Here is a 23,568-nt window from a genome sequence, read left to right as displayed (position 1 = left end):
GGTGATGCACACTGTCGTTGTTACGAGCCCGAAGGGGAGGCGAGCAAGGGGCAGGGTTTGTCTGCAAGGCTTCCGGCTGTCAAGGCAATTGACCGCAGGCCCCGCGCGCGATAAGCCCGCCGCTTTGGTGCACAGGTCGTGCGGGCAGCGTGGCTGCACGCCTGATGGCCTGAGCATGGCAAGCAAACAGGGGGACTGACGCATGGATAACGAAGGTTTTTCCGGTGGGGAAGACGCCGCTGTAGGTGGCATTGCCGCAGACCGGCTGCGTAGCATTATTGAACGGGTTGAGCGTCTGGAAGAAGAACGCAAGGCGCTGGCCGGGGATATCAAGGATATCTTTACAGAAGCAAAGTCCGCCGGGTTTGATGTAAAGGTGATCAAACAGATCATCCGTCTGCGCAAGCAGGAGCCCGCAGAAATTGAGGAGCAGGAAACCCTGCTTGATATCTATCGTCGTGCATTGGGCATGTAACGGGCTGCACGGCTCCTGATGGCGTATTTCCTGATGGAAACTGCTAGGGAAACGTGCGGAAAAATGGCGCGTGGGGTCTGCTGTTTATGATGTCACTGTCTTTTCCTGACTGGATGCCACTCTGGGCGCAGCTTGTGCTCATGGCGGTGGGGATTGTGTTTGGCCTCGGCTTCCTCATGATGCCCTTTGCCGTGTTTGGCGTAAAAGGGCGTCTGGCGGAGCTTGAACTGCTTGTGCAGGAACTGCATGCAGATGTGCGGGCCATTTCCCTGCGTCTGGCATCTGTGCAGGGTGTGGAAACAGGCCGTCTGTCACGGGATATGTATGACCGGCCCCAACCACCCGGACAGGCTGTGGTGGAAGAAGTGCGTCCTCCCGAACCTGCGCGCCCTGCGGGGCCGCCGTCACCACCGGTTCTGGGGCCGCTGCGTGCGCCGCGCGTTTCAGACGCCTATGAACCGCGGCAGGATGCGCCTCCTGCACCGCACGTTGCCTCGGAACGTTCCTCTCCTCTGTCCACGCGCCGGATGCCTTGGCACGAACCAGTGTCTGAGCGGGAAGAAGAGCGTGCCGAACCGCAGGCGCATATCCGGCGGCGGGATCTGGCACCTGATGCCAATCAGCCGCCCTACCGCCCGGATTTCTCCCGTGAGCGGGAAGATCTTCACACACCCAGACGTCATGATCCTGAAACAGGCCGCACGGAGCCGATGCTGAACTGGCCGCCGGGCAGACCTTCCATTCAGGAATAGGGTGGCTTTAAAAAATTCCCCGGCGCTCTATGCCGGGGTGTCAGACCATCACCATATCATCACGGTGAATGATCTCGTCACGGCCCTGCCAGCCAAGAATGCCTGCCAGTTCCGATGAGCGATGGCCCGCAATCCGCCGGGCGTCATCCGCATCGTAGGATGTCAGGCCACGGGCCAGAATGCGCCCGCTCTCGTCAATCACTACAACCAGATCACCTTGCGTAAAGTCTCCCTTCACGCCTTTCACACCGGCAGGTAGCAGGGAGCCGCCATGGTTCAGGGCATCTGCCGCGCCCAGGTCAATCATGATCTCGCCAGCCGGGGTCAGGCTGCCTGCAATCCATTGTTTGCGGGCTGTCTGGCTACAGGTCTGCGGCAGGAACCAGGAGCAGCGGGCTCCTTCAAGCAACGCGCGCAGGGGGTGGTGTGTCTTGCCCAACGCAATGGCCATTGCGCAGCCTGAGCGTGTTGCAATGCTGGCCGCCAGCAGTTTGGTGCGCATTCCGCCCGAAGAATAGCCGGGCGGTGGTTCGCCTCCCATGGCTTCAATATCAGGCGTCAGTGTTTCAATCACTGGCAGATGGGTGGCGGTGGGATCTGTGCGTGGGTCTGCTGTATACAGTCCATCAATGTCAGAGAGCAGAACAAGCTGATCGGCATCCGTCATCTGCGCCACGCGGGCGGCCAGACGATCATTGTCTCCAAAGCGGATTTCAGCCGTGGCAATGGTGTCGTTCTCGTTGATGACGGGTACACACCCAAGGCCCAGCAGGGTTTCCAGTGTGGCACGAGCGTTCAGGTAGCGCTTGCGGTCTTCCGTATCTTCGGGCGTCAGCAGAAGCTGGGCGGCTGTTAAACCCTGTGCAGAAAGAGCATGGCTCCAGGCCTGCGCCAGACTGATTTGACCGACAGCCGCAGCAGCCTGTTTTTCTGCAAGACGCAGTGGTCCGTTGGTTAGCCCCAGTGTGTGGCGGGCCAACGCAATGGCGCCGGAGGAGACAACCGTAACGTCCGTTCCCTGTTTTCTCAGCAGGGCGATATCTTCCGCAACACTGGCCAGCCACGCCTGCCGAGGGGCGGCGTTTTCCGCATCCACCACCAGCGCGCTGCCAATTTTGACAACAAGCCGCCGTGCGGAAGAGAGGGAAGGGGGAGTGGGGCGTCCGGTCATGGAAGAATCCGTTACTGGCAGTGTGGCCTTTACCGGAGAGGGTTAAAGCATATCCCGCCCGCTGCGAGTATCCACAGGGCCGGAATATGTCCGTTTACACCCCAAGGTGGGGGTGAAACAGTTGTGCGATGCCTTATCCTCTTCCCGTATTCTTGTGCCGGTTTTCAGGTGTTGGTCTGGGTCTGTCAGGAGGCGGCGTTTTCCGCTTCCTCCCGACGAATAAGCGTGACGCGATCCTGAATGGTCCGCAGCAGTTCCGGCACCCCTTGGCGGGAGGCGGCAGAAATCAGCATGACGGGTGCGCCACTGGCTTTTTCCAGCGCTCGGCGGCGTGCTGAAGCTTCCTGCGGGGTCATGGCATCATTCTTGTTTAGCGCAATAATTTCCGGCTTTTCAGCCAGACCGCCACCATATTCCGTCAGTTCATGGCGAATGGTGCGCCACGCATCCACAACATTGCCCGCAGCACCGTCAATCAGGTGCAGCAGCACGGCGCAGCGTTCCACATGGCCCAGAAAGCGGTCTCCAAGGCCTGTGCCTTCATGCGCGCCTTCAATCAGCCCCGGAATATCCGCGACCACGAACTCTTCCGTCATGGAGAGGCGAACAACCCCAAGCTGCGGGTGCAGGGTGGTAAAGGGATAATCCGCAATTTTCGGGCGGGCGGCGGAGACAACAGACAGGAAGGTGGATTTGCCGGCATTGGGCATGCCCACAAGGCCCACATCCGCAATCAGCTTCAGGCGCAGCCATACCCAGCGTTCCTCACCCGGCCAGCCTTTGTCCGAGCGGCGAGGGGCGCGATTGGTGCTGGTCTTGAAGTTGGCGTTCCCAAACCCGCCATCTCCGCCACGGCACAGGGTTACGCGCTTGCCAGCCTCATCCAGGTCAGCCAGCAGAGTCTCGCGGTCATCATCCATGATCTGGGTGCCGATGGGCACCTTGATGATAACGGGCTGTGCTGCGGCCCCCGTGCGGTCTGACCCTGCACCGTTTCCGCCTTTGCGGGCGCGAAAATGCTGGGTGTAGCGGAAGTCGATCAGGGTGTTCAGGTTGGGCACGGCTTCAAAAATGATGTCGCCACCGCGGCCACCATTTCCACCGTCCGGTCCGCCGAACTCAATGTACTTCTCCCGGCGGAAGGCGGTTACGCCGTCTCCACCATCGCCCGAACGGACATAGATTTTTGCCTGATCAAGAAACTTCATGGGGTAAGGGTACTTTCAGTGCCAAAACAGGAAAAGGGGCCGATCCTGAGGACCGGCCCCTTTCGCCATTCCGGCCACGGGTATAACGCGCAGCAGGGGTGCTTGATGCTTATTCAGCAGCAGCCGGCAGCGCATCAACAGAAACGTGCACGCGGCCTTCAGCGCGACGTTCAAAGCGAACGCTGCCATCAATCAGAGCGAAGATGGTGTGGTCACGACCAACACCAACGTTTGCGCCCGGCTTCATCTTCGTGCCGCGCTGGCGGATGATGATGTTACCGGCAACAACCTGTTCGCCACCAAATTTCTTGACGCCAAGGCGGCGTCCGGCGCTATCGCGCCCGTTGCGGGATGAACCGCCAGCTTTCTTTTGTGCCATGACCTAAGTCCTCCTGGTCTTGCCTGCTCTTGAACCCTGATGCGGGATTCAGGCGGCGTTGATCTCTTGAATGCGCAGAACGGTAACCGGCTGACGGTGACCATTCTTGCGGCGGCTGTTCTGCCGGCGGCGCTTCTTGAAGATGATGACCTTCTTGAGGCGGTCCTGAGCGATGACGGTTGCCGTCACCTTTGCGCCAGCTACGGTGGGGGCGCCAATGGTGGTGGTGCCTTCGCCACCTACGGCAAGAACCTCATCAAACGTGATGGTTGCGCCAGCTTCGGTTTCCAGTTTTTCAACCTTGAGCACCATGTTGGGCTCAACCCGATACTGCTTGCCGCCGGTGCGGATAACTGCGAACATAATAAACGGTCTCTCTTTCCGATCTCTCAACCTCCCGCGGCGGTATGCAGGCGAGTGGTCTGGACGCTTTTTGTTCTTGTGCCGCACAGGCGGCATGCCTCCCTCTGTGGGGAGTGGTGCGGCCTTTTAAATGTTTGCAGTGGCCTCCGTCAACAAAAACATGCACAGCATCCCGCTTGCACGCTCATTCAAGCCCGCTTATAAGCCAGCTTCACGGAGAGGTGCCGGAGCGGTCGAACGGGGCGGTCTCGAAAACCGTTGTGCGAGCAATCGTACCGAGGGTTCGAATCCCTCCCTCTCCGCCAGTCTGTCGCGCTAAGGCGTTGGTATATCCAGTAGAGATTTCTCACAACAAATCGCAGGTTTCTGCGGGCTGCATATATTGTTTCTTTATTAAGCGGTAACGACAAAACAGTAATTCAATAACAAATGCTGATTATTGTTGGTGATGTCAGGCGTCCAGAATCCTATACTAAGGCAAGTTTTTATACTCCCCTCTGGCTCATGATCTCAGCCCGCACCCTTTCGGCTTTGAGTGGTTTTCATACGTGGGGTGTTCACAAGGTGTCCGTTTGACGTCCTCATGGCCTGATTTCAAGCTAGGCAGACAATGAGCGCTGGTTCTGTCTGCTGTCTCTCTGAATGTTTTTTAAACGGGGCAGGCGTTTTTGCCCCTCAGGGGGCCGGTAGGGGGCATTGAACTGCTTGAGATATGACTATTCTGACGTTGTGTTCTGATATGCAGCTATCAATTGGGTGTCATTGCTTTAAGTAATAGGTCTCTCTGCATGGCCTGAACGGAGCCACCATTTTATAGGTTGAGTCTATGTCCAGTGCCGGAAAATTGACATGACAAATGCCGGTGTAGCTGGGATCAGTCCAAGCTATCAAAAGCTGGTTTGCAGGGCCATGTTTCAGGTCCATACACCTCAATGATGTTGGGATTGCGATGAACGCCTACTCAGATTACCTGATCGAAATCAAGGACAGAGAAAGTCAGGGGCTTGCTCCCAAGCCAATCGACGATGGCGGTCTCGTTCGTGACATTATTACGTTGATTGAGGAGCCCGGTAACGAGCACCGGGCCGATGCCCTCAAGTTCTTCATTTACAACACGTTGCCCGGCACCACGAGTGCTGCAGGTGTGAAGGCGGACTTCCTGAAGAAGATCGTTTTGGGCGAAACGGTTGTTCCGGAGATCACGCCGAATTTTGCCCTCGAACTGCTTTCGCATATGAAAGGCGGCCCGTCGGTCAAGGTGCTTCTGGACGTTGCTCTGGGGGATAACGGCCCCATCGCCAAGCAGGCGGGCGAGGTGCTGAAGACGCAGGTATTCCTCTATGATGCAGACATGTTCCGGCTGCGTGATGCCTTCAAGGCGGGTAATGCCGTCGCGAAGGACGTGCTCGAGAGCTATGCCAAGGCTGAGTTCTTCACCAAGCTTCCGGACGTTGAAGACGAAATCAAGGTTGTGACCTTTATCGCGGCTGAAGGCGATATCTCGACTGATCTTCTGTCACCGGGCAATCAGGCGCATTCCCGCTCGGATCGCGAACTGCACGGCCAATGCATGATCTCGCCCGCAGCACAGAAGGAAATCGTTGCGCTGCAGAAGCAGCACCCCGATGCGCGCGTGATGATGATTGCGGAAAAGGGCACGATGGGCGTTGGTTCCTCCCGTATGTCGGGCGTGAACAACGTGGCGCTCTGGACCGGTAAGCGGGCCAGCCCCTATGTGCCCTTCGTTAACTTCGCCCCTATTGTCGCAGGGACGAATGGCATCTCGCCTATTTTTGCAACCACAGTTGATGTGACCGGCGGCATCGGTCTGAACCTGAAAAACTGGGTCAGGAAGACCGGCGAAGACGGTAAACCAGTTCTGGATAAGGATGGTAATCCTGTTCTTGAGCAGAAATATTCTGTTGCGACCGGCACTGTTCTGACAATTGATGTGAAGAACAAGCAGCTCCGTGACGAGAATGGCAAGGAACTGGTCGATATTGCTGCGTCTTTCACACCCCAGAAGATGGAGTTCATGAAGGCCGGTAGTTCTTACGCTATCGTTTTTGGCAAGAAGCTCCAGACATTTGCGGCTCAGACGCTGGGGATTGAGGCACCACGGGTTTTTGCGCCCAATAAGGAAATTACGGTTGACGGTCAGGGTCTAACCGCAGTCGAGAAGATCTTTAATCGCAACGCCGTTGGCGTAACGCCGGGCAAGACCCTGCATGCGGGGTCGGATGTTCGCGTGAAGGTGAATATTGTCGGCTCTCAGGACACAACCGGTCTGATGACCGCGCAGGAACTTGAAGCGATGGCGGCCACCGTCATTTCGCCTCTTGTGGATGGTGCATACCAGTCGGGCTGCCATACAGCATCCGTGTGGGACAAGAAGGCACAGGCAAATATCCCGAAGCTCATGAAATTCATGAACAACTTCGGCCTGATCACCGCGCGTGACCCGAAGGGCGTCTATCACGCGATGACGGATGTGATTCACAAGGTGCTGAACGACATCACTGTGGATGACTGGGCGATCATTATCGGTGGTGACAGCCATACCCGTATGTCCAAGGGCGTGGCTTTTGGTGCCGACTCTGGCACCGTGGCGCTGGCACTGGCCACTGGTGAGGCGACGATGCCGATCCCGCAATCGGTCAAGGTCACGTTCAAAGGCACGACGAAGCCGTATATGGACTTCCGTGACGTGGTGCACGCGACCCAGGCGCAGATGCTCAAGCAATGCGGCGACAACGTTTTTCAGGGGCGTGTCATTGAAGTGCATATCGGGACGCTGCTTGCCGATCAGGCCTTCACTTTCACTGACTGGACAGCAGAGATGAAGGCAAAAGCGGCGATCTGTATTTCGCAGGATGAGCCGCTTATAGAATCTCTGGAAATTGCCAAGTCGCGCATCCAGATCATGATTGACAAAGGCATGGAGAATGCCGCAGGCACACTGAAGGGTCTGATCGCCAAAGCGGATAAACGCATTGCCGAGATACGGTCGGGTGAAAAGCCTGCGCTGGCCCCCGATGACAATGCGAAATATTTTGCCGAAGTGGTGGTTGATCTCGACGAGATCAACGAGCCGATGATTGCCGATCCGGATGTCAATAACCCGGATGTGTCCAAGCGTTACACCCATGATACGATCCGCCCGGTTTCCTACTACAGTGGCAATAAAAAAGTAGATCTTGGCTTTGTGGGCTCCTGCATGGTGCACAAAGGCGATATGAAAATCGTGGCGCAGATGCTCAAGAATCTTGAGAAAGCGCAGGGAAAGGTAGAATTCAAGGCACCGCTGGTTGTTGCTGCGCCGACTTACAACATCATTGATGAGCTGAAGGCGGAAGGGGACTGGGAGATCCTGGAACGCTATTCCGGTTTCGAATTCAGTGACCTGCTCCCGAAGGCCAACGCACGGACCGAATACGAGAACATCCTCTATCTGGAACGTCCTGGCTGTAACCTCTGCATGGGGAATCAGGAAAAGGCAGAAAAGGGCGATACCGTTTTGGCAACTTCGACCCGTCTGTTCCAGGGGCGTGTTGTTGAGGACTCTGGTGATAAGAAGGGTGAATCCCTGCTGGCCTCAACCCCTGTTGTCGTATTGTCGGCAATTCTTGGTCGGATGCCGACCAAGGAGGAATATAAGGCTGCGGTTGAAGGGATCGAACTCACCAAGTTCGCTCCACCAAAAGTTGCCCCGCTCGACTCTTTGTCCGTGCATTACTAAGGGCCAGGCTTGGATCTGATCATTCGGAGCAGTAAAAACTCCGTTTGATATCTTGTTGCGCCTAGATACGAAACCAGGTGTTATCCGCACCTGGTTTCGTAACCGCGACCAAGCTGGATAATTCCAGAATCCATCTTTCAAGTTAAATGATGATCACCACCCATTAATATTGCTCTATAGCGAAAATCATGGGTAAGAGTTCTTCGATCATTTTTAATGATGGCACGGTATATTGCTATACCCTAAAGAGCGCATTTTTACGTATGATGGCAGCCGAAAAGGTCTTTGGGCCAAGGGGATCAAGGCGTAACATTTATGAACGCTTTGGAGGCAAGGAAGGGCTTTTTTCTGCGGTCATTCTCGTGCCCGCTTCTTTCATCCTAAATGGCAGCATTTTTTTGGGCTTCTCTGATAATCCATTCAATAAAAAAGGCTGTGTGTTCCTTTTTCTTTTGAATGACAGAGACAAAATATCCGCGGCTACTTCTTAGCGGCTCTGCATAAATAGGAACAATCTGTTTTGTTCCAAGAAGATCATCAATCAGTGGCCTCCAACCTAATCCGATCCCTTGCCCTTGCAGCACAGCCTGAAGGAGAAGAGGGTAGTTTCCAAAAGAGAGAGAATTTTTAAGGGGAATTGAGGAACGAGTTGGAAGGCTAACGGCTTTGAACCAGTCTTCCCATGTAAACCATTTCCGGTCAGGGCCGCTCAGGTGCAGAAGGCGGCCGCGTGCAATATCTACATGTTTTGTAAACGGGCCTGCCTGTTCAAGATAATTAGGGCTGCAAACCGGATAAATTTCTTCGCTGAAAAGGCAGAAGGATTCCTGTTCCGGAACCTGTGGTTTTTCTCCAAACAGAATGGATAAATCGGCTGGTGGAGTGTGCTGGTCTGGCTTCCTGTCCTGCTGGACCTGAGTGGTCAGCAGGCTGATATCCACATCAGGGCACTGCTCTTCAAAATCAGACAGGCGGGGAAGGAGCCAGTTGGCCGCGAAGCCATAGTCAGTCAGGACTGTCAGTTTTTCACGTGTATTCTGTTCATATATCTTGTCCATAACGGTGTGGATCTTGCTGAGAACTTCCGTCACCGTTGTGTAAAGGGCCTTCCCGTTATCGGTTGAAGAAACGCCTCTATGGCGGCGCTCAAACAGCGTGACCCCCAGAATTTTCTCCAGTTGTGCAATTTGCTGGCTTACGGCGGGCTGAGACATGCCCAATTCAAGTGCGGCCGCACTGAAGCTGCCGCATCGGCCTACGGTTTCAAGCAGCCGCAGGGAACGCAGAAGATATTCTACCTGATTGGGTGTCATAACCCAGGCTTATATCACACATATGTACGTAGATACATCACAAACAACAAACATTATGTGTTTATTTTTGATTGAAAAACTATTTCAAATCGTTAAATAAGACTATGGAAACGATACCGTGACAAAAGGCACTCCTCTGAATTTTCTGGTTGTGGTGGCGGATCAGCTAACGGCCTTGGCGCTGCCCGCGCTACTGGGCGGGCGTGACCCTTCGCCTGTTAAGGCTCCTGTTCTGGAGTCCCTTGCCAGACGGGGGAAGGTGTTTGCCAACGCTTACACGGCAAGCCCCCTCTGCGGGCCTTCACGCGGGGCGTTCATGACCGGCCTTTTACCGTCACATAGTGGTATTTTTGATAATGGGTGTGAATGGCATTCAGATATTCCCACCTTTGGGCATAGGCTGCGTAATGCCGGGTATCAAACCATTCTGGCCGGCAAAATGCATTTTGTCGGGGCTGATCAGCTTCATGGGTTTGAGGAACGCCTGACAACAGACATTTATCCATCAGATTTCACGTGGGTTCCCAACTGGCAGGATAAGACCGACCGGCCTGACTGGTTCCATTCTATGGATTCCGTTCTAAATGCAGGGCCGGTATTGCGCAGTAACCAGATTGATTTTGACGAAGAAGTTGCCTATGCGGCCCGGCGCAAACTGTTTGATCTGGCGCGTAAGCGGGAAGACACGCGCCCCTTCTGCATGGTTGTCTCCTTCACTCACCCACATGATCCATTCAATATCGAACCGCGCTGGTGGGATCTGTATGCTGACAGTGAAATTTCACTGCCAAATGTTCCTGCCGCAGTGGAGGCTCATCCATCGGAAGACCGTATTCGCGCGGCCTGTGGCATTGAAGCCCAGCCGCCTTCCAATGCGGATATCCTGCGCGCCAGACGGGCTTATTACGGAGCCATTTCTTATGTGGACCATCAGCTTGGCCAGTTGCTGGCGGTGCTGCGGGAAACGGGTTTGGACAAAACCACCTCCATTGTTTTCACCAGCGACCATGGTGAAATGCTGGGCGAGCATGGGCAGTGGTATAAGATGTCTTTCCGCGAAGGTGCTGGCCGTATTCCGCTTATTATGTCCACCCCTGATGATGATCAGCCTTTGCGTATAACACAGGCCGTCAACCTGACAGATGTGGGGGAGACACTCTGTGCGCTGGCGGGAGCCGCGGCTGCCCCGCAGACAGATGGGCGGGATTTGACCCCCTTGCTGAAAGGGCAGGAATGGGGCGTGGATGAGGTGTTTGGAGAATATCTTGGGGAAGGCACATTTGAACCCACGGTCATGATCCGGCGGGAGAAATGGAAGTTTATCCATACACCGGGTGATCCTGATCAACTATATGATCTTTCGGAAGATAGAGATGAAGAGCGGAACCTTGCGCAGGTTCCGGCTTATGCGGCCATAGCCCATGCATTCCGGACTGAAGCTTTGCAGCGCTGGGATTTTGGGAAACTTACCGAAAGTGTGCTGCTGAGCCAACAGCGGCGCGCACTTGTCAAGCGCGCGCTGGCCACGGGGCGCTGTACCTCATGGGATTATCAGCCTCCTGCCAATGCGCATCGCGCTTATATCAGAAATCACAGACCTTTGGAGCAGCTTGAGGCGGAAGCTCGGCTGTTGCCACAGGGTATCGGGTAATATCGTCATGGTGTTTTATCGCCTTCCGTATCGGACCACATTTATTCTGGCTGTTTCTGTCGGGGCCACGTGCAGCGCGTATGCCGCAGAAACCGAGCGGTATCAGGTCTTCCCGGCGCAGAGAGCCGTGCCGCAAAAGCAGAGCACGCAGAAGGCATCAGCCGGTATGCCTCATAAAAAAGGGTCTGCCAGTCTGGAAGAAATTACCGTGCGCTCAAACAGGCGTACGCAGCAGGCCAACAACACGCCGGCTTCCATCGTGGCGTTAACCGGCAAGACCCTTCAGACAACAGGGGTGCGGGATGCGCTTTCTCTAGCGCGAGATATTCCAGGTCTGATGGCGGAAAGTACGTCTGGTTCCACAAATCCACGCTACCGCCTGCGCGGGATCGGCACGAACGATTTTTCAGCAAACATGACAACAGCCGTTGGTGTTTCTGAGGATGAAGTGTTTCTGGATAGTGGTGCCTCCCAAGGCGTACCGATTTATGATCTGGACCATGTGGAAGTCTTTCGTGGCCCGCAAGGCACGTTGCAGGGCAAGAACACAACCGCCGGCATGGTGTCCTACTACACTAAAAAGCCAACCAACACGCTGGATGGGTATGTGCGTGGCACAGCAGGCAACTATGGCCTTCTGGGTGAGGAAGGAGCGATTGGCGGCCCTATTATCAAAGATAAATTGATGGCGCGTTTTGCCATAGTTAACAGGCGTATGGATGGGCAATATTATAACGGAACGCACAAAAACCCAACCGGGGGCTACCAGTATTATGATATGCGTGGCCAGATTCTGGCCAAGCCGGTTGATAATTTTTCCATTCTGATAAAGGGGCATATCGGGCGTAACAGAACGGAAGTGCCTATTGATCATGTGGGGTTGTTGGAAGGCGGAGTGGATGCGCAGGGCTATGCTCAAGGGTCCCGCAGGAATATTCAGAACAATGGTCGCACGGATGCCACAACCCGGCGGGCAGGACTTTCCGTCAACGCACGGTATGACTTTGCGGGCGGCTGGAGCCTGAGCAACATTTTTGCGTTGGAATGGAATCACTTCAACGTTTTTTCAGATGATGATGCCAGCCCGGCCCCTGTTGATTATCAGGAAAACATTGGTGGGGTTGGGCGTGTTTTAAGTAACGAAATTCGTGTTGCATCTCCTCAGAACAAGAAAATACGCTATATTGGCGGGGTATATTATTTACGAAACATGACGCAATCCTACAGTCAGCAGCCTCTCTACAGCCCTATTGATTTCGGGGCGAACGGTAACGCGTCCAGTTTTAATATCAACACACAGGATGCGGCTGTTTTCTCGGCCTTGTCGTTTGATCTTACACGCCGTCTGACACTTGATATTGGCGGCCGCTTTACATCCGAAACACGCAATGCCAATGGCGAGGCATGGGCCTATAACACTCAGGATTCCAACCCTTATTATGCGGGCAACCGTGCGCTGACTTATATTAACACCAATACAGGCACCTTTATTGACCCTGCAACAGGGCAGGCCATCAGTGGGCCACCTTTGAAGAAAACCTTTAATCGGGACAGTGAAGATGCAAGCCTGAAATATCGCTTCTCGCATGGCATTATCGGGTATCTTCGGTATGCGCGTGGATTCCGGACGGGCAATTACAACACCTACGTTGCAACGGCCTCTGATTTCAGCCTGTATAACCCTGAAGTGCTCACGGATTATGAAGGGGGCTTCAAGGCGCGGCTGTGGCGCGGCAAGGCGCAGCTAAACCTGTCTGGCTTCCATTATGATTATAACAACATGCAGGTAACAATCCTGCAAAATACTGGCACCCATACAACAAATGCGGCACGTGCCGTTTCCAATGGGTTTGAATTTGAAGGGCAGGTGCGCCCGATGGAAAATCTGTTCGGCTCGTTTGGTGTCTCTTATCAGGATGCACATTACACCAGTTTTCGGAATGCCAGTGCTCCTGCGCCTATCAATGGCGGTAATCCGGTGGATCTTTCCGGCCAGCCACTGGAGCGGGCGCCCCATGTGACAAGCAACTTTCTGTTAAGCTATAAAATTCCCGTTTCTTTTGGCGATTTTACACTCCAGACAGACTGGCGCTACACAAGCCGTTACCGGTTTCAGGCATGGTCTGATGTGCATCCTTCTACACCGGCGGCTTTTCTGGCCTCACCCCAGACGCAGGCATTGGTGCGTCGCGCCTTTTCTCAAAAGCCGGTTATTACGGGTAACGTCAGGATAGCCTGGCACTCCGTGGATGAAAAAACTGAAGTTGCTTTCTGGTTACATAACATTACAAACCAGATGACATACACAAACGCATTTGGCGGGTTTTTTAACCGTAATATCAGCAGATACCCCGGTGACTTACGGTCATTCGGCTTTGAAGTCATGCGGGCTTTGTAGGGGTGTCTGGCTCCTCGCGTACAATTGGTTTTTGGGCGTTAGCGGCTATCAGCGCGGCGGATTGTGCAGCGCACAGCATGAATTCGCTTGGCCCTTTTGCTGTGGGAGAACTGGTTAAGAGCCATCAGGTCAGTGTTGTGCAGGCAGGTGTGTGGAGTTGCGTGGAAATGCTCTCCTACGCTGTGGCCATGACCGGCATTGCCTCCTATGCCGCTCGCGTGCGGTTGCGCTCTCTGGCGCTCATGGCCGCTGGGGCTGTTATTGTGGCGCAGGCATCCTCCGCCGTCATGCATGTGTTCTGGGGTTTGCTGGGTCTGCGGGTGCTCTCTGGCTTGGGGCTTGGTGCGCTGAACGCAGTGGTAAACATTGGCGCCAGCCGGCTGGGCAGTCCCGTTTTTGTGCTGTCTTTTGTCATGGTGGTGCAGACCATCGTTTTTTCGGCGTCCAGCCTCTTCCTGCCCTATATTGGGACAGCGGCCGGGCAGGCCGGTATTTTCCTGACGCTGGCGTGTATTGTGCTTGTGTTGGCCCCCCTGATGCTTCTGTTGCCAGATACACACGGCAAAACCCCAACGGTGGCCCACAGCAGGGCGCAGATGTCTGGCAAGGAGGCTGCAGCCCTGCTGGCCGTATTATGTTACACAGGGGGAAGCTTGGCCGTATGGCCGTTCACGGAGCGGATTGCGGCTTCAATCGGACTGGTTCCGGCAGCCTTTGGCACGCTCTCGGCTTTCGCAAACATATTGGGGCTGGGTGTTTGTCTGGCGAGTGTCAGACTCAGCCGCACCGCATCCAGTATGCGGTTTCTGGCCCCTACCATTGTCATTACGGGCCTGATCTGCATTCTTCAGGCGTGGCCACCTTCCAAAACACTATTTTGCGCTGCGTTTTCGTTAAATTATGCGCTGTGGTTCTTTATTTATCCCAGTCTTGTGGGGCTAACGTGCCTGGTGGACCCATCTGGGCGGCTGGCGGCCCGCTCCGGCGGGGCATGGATGCTCTCACAGGCAGGCACAACGTTATTGGCGGGGTTTGCGGGTACAGCCGGCCATTATGCGTGGATAGGGGTGCTCAGTTTCCTGCTTTGTCTTGTTTCAAGTGTTGGCACATCTTTTGTGAAACCTTTTGGAAAAGACGGGGAATAAAAGAACGCGCTTCAGTCCGCTCTTCTTAGCGTGCTGCGGTTTCAAACGTGGTTTGTACTACGTCATATTGAAACAGGCATGATGTGGCTTGAGAAAGAGAGAGCATGGCTGATTTTGCATCAGGTTGGGATGCAACCAGACCACTTGCCACAAGCAAGAAACTGACCACGACAATTCCCGGCCAAAGTGCTGTTTTCAGCATACACGCGTTTCCTTTGCTCAGAATAAGCCATAAGAGCCTCCTGTGCGTAAGACTCTCCCTCTCTCAATCCACTTAAATATATTGAATTATAATTTTTACAACGACAAAAATATGTGGTTAACTTATTTCATATTTCCTGATGTGATTTGGAGCGGCGGATATGACCATTCAACTCGGACAAACGGCCCCGGATTTTGTGCAGGACAGCACACAAGGGCCTATTCATTTTCATTCATGGCTTGGGTCTGACTGGGGTATTCTGTTCAGTCACCCCAAGGATTTTACGCCTGTCTGCACAACGGAACTGGGGGCGGTGGCCCGTCTTGCACCAGAATGGGCCAGGCGGAACACAAAGGTTCTGGGCTTGTCTGTGGATGAACTGAAAGATCATAACGCATGGGAAGCCGATATTGCCGAAACGCAGGGCAGCACGGTTGATTTCCCCATTCTGGCAGACGCCGATAAAAAGGTGGCAACCCTGTATGGCATGATCCACCCGGAAGCCGACCCGAAAGTAACGGTCCGGAGTGTTTTCATTATTGATCCCAACAAGAAAATCAGACTGACACTGACGTATCCTCCCTCAGCCGGGCGGAGTTTTGACGAGATTTTGCGTGTGCTGGATAGCCTGCAACTGACAGACAGCCAGAAAGTCACCACACCAGCAGAGTGGCGCGCGGGTGAAGAGGTGATTATTGCGCCATCCGTGAGTGATGACGAGGCTCGGAAACTGTTTCCGCAAGGGTGGAAGGCACTCAAGCCCTATTTGCGGTTGGTCAAACTTTCCGCAGACCACAAAACACCGTCCGTTCCCTGATTTTCGGTTCCGCCCGATAACGCAAGGCATTCTGTGATGAACAAGAATGAGCCCCTGACTTATGCTGCGGGAGAAAAGCGCGTGTCATCTCCCGCCACCCCTTGGGATAATGCTGCGTACCATACAGCGCTCCGCCATATTGAGCGGAAACTGTGGGATATCAGCACAGATCCGGAAGATGTGTTTCATCATCTTTCTTATTCCCTGGCGCCATTTGAGGTTGTGATTGTGCCCGGGTTGGATGGTTCGGGGCCGAAGCATTGGCAATCTCGCTGGCAGAAGGTGTTTGCGCAGAATAACTGTGCTGTACGGCGTGTGCGGCAGGAAAACTGGACCAAGCCTTCTTATGATGGCTGGCTGAAAAAGCTTGCCAGCGCCGTAGCCCGTAGCAAAAAGCCTGTTCTGCTTGTGGCGCACAGTCTTGGCAGTATTGTGGCTGTGCATGCTGCCCACAAAGGGCTTCTGTCAAAGGTGGCCGGGGCGCTTCTGGTGGCCCCGGCGGACGTGGAGAACAGCCCGCAGGAAGATGCGCATCGGGTGGAAGCTTTTAGCCCCGTTCCGTTATCTCACCTGCCTTTTCCGGCCCTTGTTGTGGCCAGCAGAAATGACCCATGGCTGAGTGTCCGCCGAGCCCGCTTTCTGGCGCGCTATTGGGGGGCCACTTTTGTGGATGCCGGGCGTGTTGGGCATATAGGCAACCACAGTGAGATTGGTTGCTGGCTGGATGGTCTGTTGTTTCTCGACCGTTTGGCACAAGGCATTTTACTGGACAGGCAACCTGTTTCCCAACAGCAGAAAAAGGTGCTGCAATAACTGTTATGCCGGGTGCGTGGCGTCGTCATGCGCTACGCTTGATAGAAATGTAGGCACTCCTTGTTTCTTCCCTGGATGTTGCTGGAGAGCGAGGGGCTATGCTGATGATCCCTTACGGATATAACTTGCGGGAAATCATGATTTAATCAGGTTCTTCTGCCCATTTTCCACTTCAGGCGTTTGGCGGCAATGATAACGCCTGAAAGGTAAATCAGCAGGACACCGCATAGGAGTGGAAAAACAATAGTCCATCTTGCAACCGGTTTGCGGAGCCACTCCCATAGGTCAAGGTCATGCAGCCCGTAAACAATCCATCGGGATTGTTTGGCGGGGGTATCAAACGCTGCGACCAGTTCTCCGGTTTGCGCGTTCAGGTAGAGAAGCGTGCCATCAGGCGCGGTCCCTTTCAGAACGGGGAAGGTGCGGATGCGTGTGGCATGGTTAAAATAATAGGCATCGGGCCGCGTTATGAGGGAGAGGTCAGACTGTGGGGAAAGAACATGCCGCTGGTGCAGGCTCTTCTCCAGCATGTCCGGTGTCAGACGTTCCGGTTGAAGCTGTGCGGTCAAACGCTCGGAGTGACCGTCTCTTTTTTCAACACGTAATGACACTTTGTCGGCCAGAACCACACCCTGAACCTGCGTCCATGCGGATGGGTGGTTGGTGATGAGTTTCTGAAGAAGTGTTTGAATAGTGCGCCCATTCGCAGCGCCACTCACACGTTGCGGGTAGAGAAGAGCCTGCTCACTTTCAAAAAGTCCAGCCGGGTTCATGGTCAGTAATCCTGTTGTAATCCAGGATAACGCCAGAAGGCCAAATACTGTGCCGCCAAGATGGTGGACAAGATGCCAGCGTCGATAATAGGAAAACGGCCATTTACGGCGCAGGCGTAAAACCCCCACCAAAAGCCCGGTTATGGTCAGGAACACGCCTATGCCCGAAAAAACAATAACAACCTGCTGCCATAGAGCGGGATGCCTGCGTAATAGTGCCGGGTACAGCCAGTGAGCAATGGCACCAACCCAAGCCCAGCGCCGGGATGCTGCCGTGGTGGCCTGCACAACATCGCCTGTCAGGCGAGAAACATAGAGATAAGTTCTTGATATATCTTCAAAGCGGTAGCGGTGGAAACCATCCTGCCGTCCGTGCGTATCCAGCACCCATTGGTCATCCGTGGTGGTTCCATCAAAAACGGGTTCCTGATAGGTGCCGGTGGCCTGCGCATAGCGTCGAGCGCTGACGCTGGCGTCTTCTGGGGTAATTGTTCCAGTGTGTCCTGTCCTTAAATCAACTGCGAAGGATGAACCCTTGGCTGGATAGAGGGTCAGAACAGGTTCATCTCCAATCGAGGCAAGGCGAAACCCACGGAACTGAGCATTGGGCGCGCTCAGGCTGGGAATATCAGGCAGAGTATCCGGCAGATGCAGTGGAGCATAAACGGCCTGCTGGGCTTTCTCATCCGGTTGCGGCCATCCGTGCCAGAGCATGACAATGCCAGAAGCGCACCATGAAACCATAAGCAGGCCCATGCAGATTCCGGCCCACCTGTGGGTAAGATATAAGGTGCGTAAAGCCAATTTTGTTAATCTGGGCATCAGAACCGATAGGTATAGGCAAGCTGAAACGTGCGTGGCCACCCAAGAGAAACATACCGATAAGGGAGGGAGCATCCGTACGGACCATCAGCCGATGTATCTTTGCACCCACGGCTTGGTCTGCCGTATTCCGCGCCAGTCAGATTCTGAATGCTGAAATTCAAGGTGTGGCGGCGCTCCTTATCAATATAATAACGGCCCGACACATTCAGAACAGGGTAATTGCCATAGTTTATTCTCTGCCCCGAAACAGAGATATATTGTGACCCCGTATAAACAAATGTTGCGGTTAACCCAAAAGGCAGATCCTTTGGGTGGTAATCCAGACTGGTTTTAACGAGGCTGCGGGGAATCTGCACCATTTGCAACCCGTTATTCTGGCGGGCGTGGTTCCATGTAAAGGCGGTGTCCCATGAAAAACTATGGTTGAATTCCATTCCCCCTGAAATGCTGACACCGTTCACATGTACGGTTCCGTTCTCGTTACCAAAAACCTCCTGGCCGGTTTTTTCATCAAAGGTTGTGTAGTCAATCAGATTATCAATCCGCCGAACAAAGCCTGTCAGGTCCCAGTGTATTCCAAAACGGCCACTTTGCAGGCGTTGGCCAAGGGAGAAATTGGCACTCAGGCTTCTTTCGGGCTTGAGGTTCGGGTTACCTCTTTCATCCTGCGGATCATCAGCAAACAGTTCTTCAGCCGTCGGCAGGCGGAAGTTGGTGCCCACTTCACCTCTTGCATACAGATTGAAGGGGAGATCATATCGCCCTACCACATTCCAGATTGTGGCTGAGCGTCCGGTAGTGGGGCTGTTGTAACGGAAACCCGCGGCAATATGGGCATGAGGAAGCAGGTCTGGGGTCATTCTGAGTTGTGCAAAGCCTGCGTTGGTCATTTCCGTTTGCGGAAGAATACGCAGAACGTTGTCCTGCCCCCCATAGCGTTGCATGTCATAGCCGAACCATGCTTCCAGCCCCCGATGCAGGATGGCGCGCCCAAGCACATTGACGCCGTAATCTTCATACCCCCAATAGGCATTGCGGTAGAGCACATCACGTTGGCCGGGGTGCTCTAGATCATTATAAATCGTGTCATAATGGGTATCCCAGTTATGGTAATACCCTTTCACATAGAAATTCAGACGCTCCAGCGGATGAAAATCCAGTTTGAGCGTGGCAAGATCTTCCACCCGGTCATTTGTATTTTTTGCCACCCGGTAAGGGCGGGCATAGTCCAGGTTGGCAATGGTATGCTGGTAGGTGGCTGTCAGATTGAGTTTTGACGTAATGTCCACATTGTATTTTGCGCCAACGGTATAAACGGAATATTTACGGTCCCGATGTGTTGCGCTAGGCTGATAATCCTGTTTCCGAAACGCGCGATAGCCGTCTGTTCCGTCCCCCGAGGCATAGACAACAAAACGATGTTTCCCAATCGCATTGGCCAGATACCCGTCAAGATGTCTGCCGGTGTTGCTGTCTCCAGATGCGGTTATCTGGCCGGTGAGATGATCGGAAAAAGGACGGGTAACAATATTCACCGCCCCCGCTACGGCCTGCGTGCCATAAAAAAGGGACTGGCCTCCATCCAGAATTTCGATTCTGTCAACAATGGCGGCTGGCAGTGTATCAAGGGGCGGGGTGCTACCGTAGAGGCGGTTGTTGATCCGCACCCCGTCCACTAACCAGAGCACATCTTCGGTGCGTGAGCCCATAAGGGAAACATCCGCGTAATCGAAAGGACCATTCTTGAGCGCGACGGACATGGAGGGCGCGAGGGCGGAGAGAGCCTGAGCCACATCAACATAGTTTCCGTTGCGTATGGCTTGCGCCCGAACAACATCCACTTTTACCCCTGAGCGGGCAAGGTGTTCAGGGAGCGTGTCTTCAAGAGAATGCCCCACCACAGTCAGATGTTCATGCTGTAGTCTCTTCTTTTTGGAACCATATTTATTTTTTGTCACGTGTGCCGGCATGGCGGAAGGGGCGGTGTTTTCTGCGGCCAGCAAAGTGCCAGAAGTAAGGAACCACACCAGAAAGGTGAGGCTGATAAAAGGGGGTGCGGGCATGAGGGGAGCAACCGGAGCAAGGCAGTTTAACGGGAAATGCGTGACAGGATCAGAGAACGTGGTTCAGGTCACGCCATCATAAAGCGCCATGGCGGCGGCTCTAGCCCCAACTGTCCAGTGCACCGTGACATATGTCTGCACAATATGCTCTGCGTCTTTCGTGGTCTGAAAGGCCAGCTTGGGCGGTAGCGCGTCCAGAAGATCAAGGGCATGGGCCAGCATGGGCCGAAAAGCGGCTTCCAGTGCAGTGCCTCTGTCCTGGTACGGGCGGGGGCAGGGGCCGAAGGTTTTCATAAAAATGCTGTAACCGCTTTGAACAATGTCCGGTTCTGTATTGGGCGGTGGCATGTGCGCCATAAGGGCCGCCCTGAGTGCATCCGTACGGGACGGGCAGCGTTCAATCATGGTGCGCACCAGCGGATGCAGACCATCATGCGGTGTGCGGGCGCGGGGTGGAGAAGGAAAACCGGGTATCATCTCTCAGAAATCTCCCCGCCAGCTAAAGCAGGAACAAAGCCTTGCGTTTTTCAAGGCATGAGACAGACACCACACAGCGGCATATTGCACAGTACGCTCTCCAGCCTCCGGTACATCCCGCCCGGCGGCACGGTCAGACGACGACAGCAGGTCTCCTGGCTCGCGGATAATCGGTTCTGATTCAGCCTTCCCGGTGGTGACACCAGTGGCCCGCTTTTGCAGCGGAAAAATCAGACCCATACCGCATACAGTTGCGGGAGCAGCTGCCGACTTGCCCTTGGTCTCTAAGGCGTACGGCATTCCCTGTTCGCCCGTTCGCACGGGACTGTCGACAAGTGAGCAAACTAATGCACACAAATGGGGCAGTCCGCAATATTCTTTGCAGACTGGGGAAGTGCTCGGAAAAATGTCGCGCACGTTGACAAAATTCACGGGTTTGTGTCTATCAGCCTATCGCTATGGTGCCTTCAGCCTCCTCTTGCCGGGATGCTGCAAGGCTAAGAGGGAAAACGGTTAAAAGCCGGTGCTGCCCCCGCAACTGTGCGCTGTGAGGTTTTTTGGAAACATGACGCCACTGAATACCCCTTCGGGTGTTCGGGAAGGTATCCATCACACCGTTGACCAGCAAGCCAGGAGACCTGCCATTGCAGAAAAGTCACGGACGGAGCCGCCGAACGGGGTGATTCGGGGGCGAGGCGAAGCTCTCTCGTCTCCACCGCGGTGATGTTTGGTGGAGCTATTCCGTGCGACCAGTTTATTATATCGTGACGCTTATGGCGTCTGGCCTTTTCTGCATGAGCGCGGGCCATGCAGAAACAACCGGTTCTGATCAGAAACAGGGTGTAACCGGCCCTCTTTCCAAGAATGTTACATCCGTCGGAAAAGCGGAATACATCACCACGCATGGGAAAACGGCCTTCCTGAAAACGGTGGCTGGTGTTGGTGGACGGCTTGGTCTTTCCATCCAGCATTCGCCTGCCACCATTAACGTTATTCAGCATGATCTGATGATGCAGCGTGGTTACGCGCAGGCAGAAAGCGCAGCGGACAGTGCGCCGGGTGTATCCTCCGGTGGTTCTCCTGGTAGCCCGGCACAGTTGATGATGCGCGGCTTTACGGGAAACCAGATCCTCATCTTGCGTGATGGTCTTTATTTCGGGCCAACAACCATGGTTAACCGGCCCCAAAATACCTTCAATCTGGAAAGCGTGCAGGTGTTGAAGGGTCCTTCTTCCGTGCTGTACGGACAAGGGGCTGTCGGCGGCACGGTGGACATGCGCGCCAGAACGCCGGATTTTGATGCAGCCCATGCCAATGCGCTCTTATCCTACGGCAGCTTCAACACCTGGAATGCAGGTGTGGGTGGGTCCGTGCCCATTACAAAAACGCTTGCCATTCGCTCAGACTTCAGCCGCACATCATCTGACGGGTTTGTAAAAGGCGCAGATCCACATTCAGATGATTTTACAACCACGCTGTTGTGGAAACCAACAAACCGTTTCACTGCGCGCCTGAGCATGGATTACCTGACAGACCGTCTCTCCACCTATTATGGCACGCCTCTGGTCTCTCTTGCACAGACAGGCGGGCGCGTTGGCGGCTTGCTCAGTTCCTCCAAGGGGCTGGGGATCACCAGAGGGTCTTTGTGGCGCTATTATAACGTGCGTGATGGAAGAGCGGGTTCTGTCAACGCAACGCCCACCCTGCATCTTGACTGGCAGGTAAGCCCCACTATCCAGATTCATAACAGCAGTTATTTTGTGTATTCCAAGCGCCGTTGGAACAATGCCGAAAGCCTGAGCTACATTGGCAATACAGGCGCGGTGGATGCTGGAGGGAACAATATCGCGCCAGGCCGGATTGGGCGTGACAGATTTTATGTGTATCAAAACCAGCATCAGGTAGGAGATACCCTCCATACGCAGTTTGATTTCAAAATATTCGGCATGAAAAACAGGTTTGTGTTAGGCGGAGATGCCTATTATCTCCGGTTTATCCGTAATCACGGTTTTCCTGATGCGTCCTATGCGGATAGTGTCTCTCTTGTCAGCCCAGAGCAGACATCGCTGGGCACGTTTGCAGGCGAATATCCTTTCCGTAAATCACCTACAACCATGGTGCAGGCCGGTCTTTTTCTGGAAGATGTTCTCACTGTTCGGGATAATCTACGTATTGTAGGCGGTTTTCGGTATGACTGGCTTGCCCTTAACCGTCAGAACTACAATCAGAACGGTGGCTTCAATGCGGCCAGCAGTTTCAAGGGACACTACAATCCCGACAATTTCCGTATTGGCCCGGTGTGGGATCTGACAAAAGATATCAGTCTTTACGGTGTTTACACCACGGCGGAAGATCCTCCGGGGTCTAACATTTTTCTTGCTAACCGGGGGCAGTTCAGCCGCCTGAGCCATTCCCGTCAGGGCGAGATTGGCGTCAAGGCCTCCACATGGCACGGGCGTTTTACAACAACGCTGTCGTTTTATGATATCCGGCGCACCCGCATGCTTGTGGCAACAGGCGCAGATACGGTGGCGACGGCAGGTGTTCAGAAATCCCGTGGTCTGGAATGGCAGGGTGATCTTGTGCTGAACCAACACTGGAGCCTGTCCGGGAATGTTGCGTACACCTATTCACGTTATGGTTCGTTTCATCCCAGCGCCGCTCTGAATGCTTCTGGTAATCAGGTGCCCAACGTTCCGGCTGTTACGGCCAACCTGTGGGGGATTTGGTCTCGGGTGGCGGATCTGCCACTCGATCTGGGGGCCGGGTTACGGTATGTTTCCGCGCGTAAAGGGGATTACGCCAACACCCTGAGCCTGAAAGATTATGCCTTGGTAAACGTTTTTGCAGGATGGCATGCTTACAAGGGTGTTACGGTGTATGGCCGGATTGATAACATAGGCAATAAGCATTTTGTGCAGTGGGCAGACACCAGTTATCCGGGGCAGATTCTGCTGGGGGCTCCGCGTTCTTTTTCCATTAGCGTTCAGGCGGGGTTCTGAGC

18 protein-coding genes, 1 tRNA gene and 2 riboswitches are annotated in these 23,568 nt (G+C 54.3%); of the genes, 10 read left to right on the top strand and 9 right to left on the bottom strand.

The window, feature by feature from the left end:
• Positions 1-202 precede the first annotated feature (202 nt).
• Together QWU00_RS03245 and QWU00_RS03240 are read left to right on the top strand one after the other, a co-directional pair.
• Positions 203-475: a DUF2312 domain-containing protein gene (locus tag QWU00_RS03245; RefSeq protein WP_006559171.1), complete on the top strand. Its 273-nt coding sequence runs from the start codon at positions 203-205 to the stop codon at positions 473-475.
• Positions 476-561: 86 nt separating this feature from the next.
• Positions 562-1,227, top strand: coding sequence for a hypothetical protein (locus QWU00_RS03240; RefSeq protein WP_035380516.1), 666 nt, complete (start codon positions 562-564; stop codon positions 1,225-1,227).
• Positions 1,228-1,267: 40 nt separating this feature from the next.
• Here QWU00_RS03240 and proB read toward each other — a convergent pair whose 3' ends face one another.
• From proB to rplU, 4 genes are all read right to left on the bottom strand, one after another.
• The gene (gene proB / locus QWU00_RS03235; RefSeq protein ID WP_035380398.1) at positions 1,268-2,398 is read right to left on the bottom strand and encodes a glutamate 5-kinase; all 1,131 of its coding nucleotides are present in this window, start codon (positions 2,396-2,398) and stop codon (positions 1,268-1,270) included.
• Between the two features lie 185 nt (positions 2,399-2,583).
• Positions 2,584-3,606, bottom strand: a complete 1,023-nt coding sequence (gene obgE / locus QWU00_RS03230) for a GTPase ObgE (RefSeq protein ID WP_035380397.1) — start codon at positions 3,604-3,606, stop codon at positions 2,584-2,586.
• Between the two features lie 109 nt (positions 3,607-3,715).
• Entirely contained in the window at positions 3,716-3,985 is a 270-nt protein-coding gene (gene rpmA / locus QWU00_RS03225; protein ID WP_006559167.1) for a 50S ribosomal protein L27, read from the bottom strand.
• Between the two features lie 48 nt (positions 3,986-4,033).
• Complete coding sequence (gene rplU / locus QWU00_RS03220) at positions 4,034-4,348, bottom strand: 50S ribosomal protein L21 (RefSeq protein WP_006559166.1); 315 nt, start codon at positions 4,346-4,348, stop codon at positions 4,034-4,036.
• Between the two features lie 215 nt (positions 4,349-4,563).
• Here rplU and QWU00_RS03215 point away from each other — a divergent pair.
• Both QWU00_RS03215 and QWU00_RS03210 read left to right on the top strand, forming a co-directional pair.
• Positions 4,564-4,653 (top strand) — tRNA-Ser (locus QWU00_RS03215).
• A gap of 644 nt (positions 4,654-5,297) precedes the next feature.
• Positions 5,298-8,087 (top strand): bifunctional aconitate hydratase 2/2-methylisocitrate dehydratase, encoded by a 2,790-nt coding sequence (locus QWU00_RS03210; RefSeq protein WP_035380392.1) that lies wholly within the window; start codon positions 5,298-5,300, stop codon positions 8,085-8,087.
• A gap of 380 nt (positions 8,088-8,467) precedes the next feature.
• Here QWU00_RS03210 and QWU00_RS03205 read toward each other — a convergent pair whose 3' ends face one another.
• Complete coding sequence (locus tag QWU00_RS03205) at positions 8,468-9,400, bottom strand: LysR family transcriptional regulator (protein WP_035380390.1); 933 nt, start codon at positions 9,398-9,400, stop codon at positions 8,468-8,470.
• A gap of 118 nt (positions 9,401-9,518) precedes the next feature.
• Between QWU00_RS03205 and betC the strand changes: the two genes are divergently transcribed.
• The 3 genes from betC to QWU00_RS03190 all read left to right on the top strand — a co-directional run bounded on the left by betC (position 9,519) and on the right by QWU00_RS03190 (position 14,594).
• A complete protein-coding gene (gene betC / locus QWU00_RS03200) occupies positions 9,519-11,051 on the top strand; it encodes a choline-sulfatase (RefSeq protein WP_035380388.1) in 1,533 nt (510 codons plus the stop codon).
• Positions 11,052-11,058: 7 nt separating this feature from the next.
• The gene (locus QWU00_RS03195; RefSeq protein WP_166443795.1) at positions 11,059-13,449 is read left to right on the top strand and encodes a TonB-dependent receptor; all 2,391 of its coding nucleotides are present in this window, start codon (positions 11,059-11,061) and stop codon (positions 13,447-13,449) included.
• A 77-nt stretch (positions 13,450-13,526) separates the two neighbouring features.
• Positions 13,527-14,594 carry an MFS transporter gene (locus tag QWU00_RS03190; RefSeq protein WP_035380386.1) on the top strand — a complete coding sequence of 356 codons (1,068 nt, stop codon included), beginning with the start codon at positions 13,527-13,529 and terminating at the stop codon, positions 14,592-14,594.
• Positions 14,595-14,619: 25 nt separating this feature from the next.
• Here the strand turns inward: QWU00_RS03190 and QWU00_RS03185 are convergent, their stop codons facing one another.
• Positions 14,620-14,796 (bottom strand): hypothetical protein, encoded by a 177-nt coding sequence (locus QWU00_RS03185; RefSeq protein WP_156105416.1) that lies wholly within the window; start codon positions 14,794-14,796, stop codon positions 14,620-14,622.
• Between the two features lie 160 nt (positions 14,797-14,956).
• On the opposite strand from QWU00_RS03185, the gene QWU00_RS03180 reads away from it, so the two are divergent.
• Together QWU00_RS03180 and QWU00_RS03175 are read left to right on the top strand one after the other, a co-directional pair.
• Entirely contained in the window at positions 14,957-15,613 is a 657-nt protein-coding gene (locus QWU00_RS03180; protein WP_035380384.1) for a peroxiredoxin, read from the top strand.
• Positions 15,614-15,649: 36 nt separating this feature from the next.
• Entirely contained in the window at positions 15,650-16,426 is a 777-nt protein-coding gene (locus tag QWU00_RS03175; RefSeq protein WP_052051371.1) for an RBBP9/YdeN family alpha/beta hydrolase, read from the top strand.
• 146 nt (positions 16,427-16,572) lie between these two features.
• On the opposite strand, the gene QWU00_RS03170 is transcribed toward QWU00_RS03175, so the two are convergent.
• From QWU00_RS03170 to QWU00_RS03160, 3 genes are all read right to left on the bottom strand, one after another.
• A complete protein-coding gene (locus tag QWU00_RS03170) occupies positions 16,573-18,021 on the bottom strand; it encodes a PepSY domain-containing protein (RefSeq protein ID WP_262411404.1) in 1,449 nt (482 codons plus the stop codon).
• Positions 18,021-20,087 carry a TonB-dependent receptor plug domain-containing protein gene (locus QWU00_RS03165; protein ID WP_052051370.1) on the bottom strand — a complete coding sequence of 689 codons (2,067 nt, stop codon included), beginning with the start codon at positions 20,085-20,087 and terminating at the stop codon, positions 18,021-18,023. Before QWU00_RS03165 ends, QWU00_RS03170 begins: the two co-directional genes overlap by 1 nt.
• 63 nt (positions 20,088-20,150) lie before the next feature.
• Positions 20,151-20,564 (bottom strand): hypothetical protein, encoded by a 414-nt coding sequence (locus QWU00_RS03160; RefSeq protein ID WP_035380382.1) that lies wholly within the window; start codon positions 20,562-20,564, stop codon positions 20,151-20,153.
• A gap of 128 nt (positions 20,565-20,692) precedes the next feature.
• A riboswitch (cobalamin riboswitch) is annotated at positions 20,693-20,909 on the bottom strand.
• A gap of 97 nt (positions 20,910-21,006) precedes the next feature.
• Positions 21,007-21,224, top strand: a riboswitch (cobalamin riboswitch).
• Between the two features lie 83 nt (positions 21,225-21,307).
• Between QWU00_RS03160 and QWU00_RS03155 the strand changes: the two genes are divergently transcribed.
• Positions 21,308-23,566 carry a TonB-dependent receptor gene (locus tag QWU00_RS03155; protein WP_035380380.1) on the top strand — a complete coding sequence of 753 codons (2,259 nt, stop codon included), beginning with the start codon at positions 21,308-21,310 and terminating at the stop codon, positions 23,564-23,566.
• Positions 23,567-23,568: the final 2 nt, after the last annotated feature.

It is taken from the genome of Acetobacter tropicalis, from assembly GCF_030644465.1.
In the GTDB taxonomy this organism is placed as follows: domain Bacteria; phylum Pseudomonadota; class Alphaproteobacteria; order Acetobacterales; family Acetobacteraceae; genus Acetobacter; species Acetobacter tropicalis.
The sequence above is the reverse complement of the archived record's forward strand: the minus strand, read 5'-3'. Positions and strand labels throughout refer to the sequence as shown.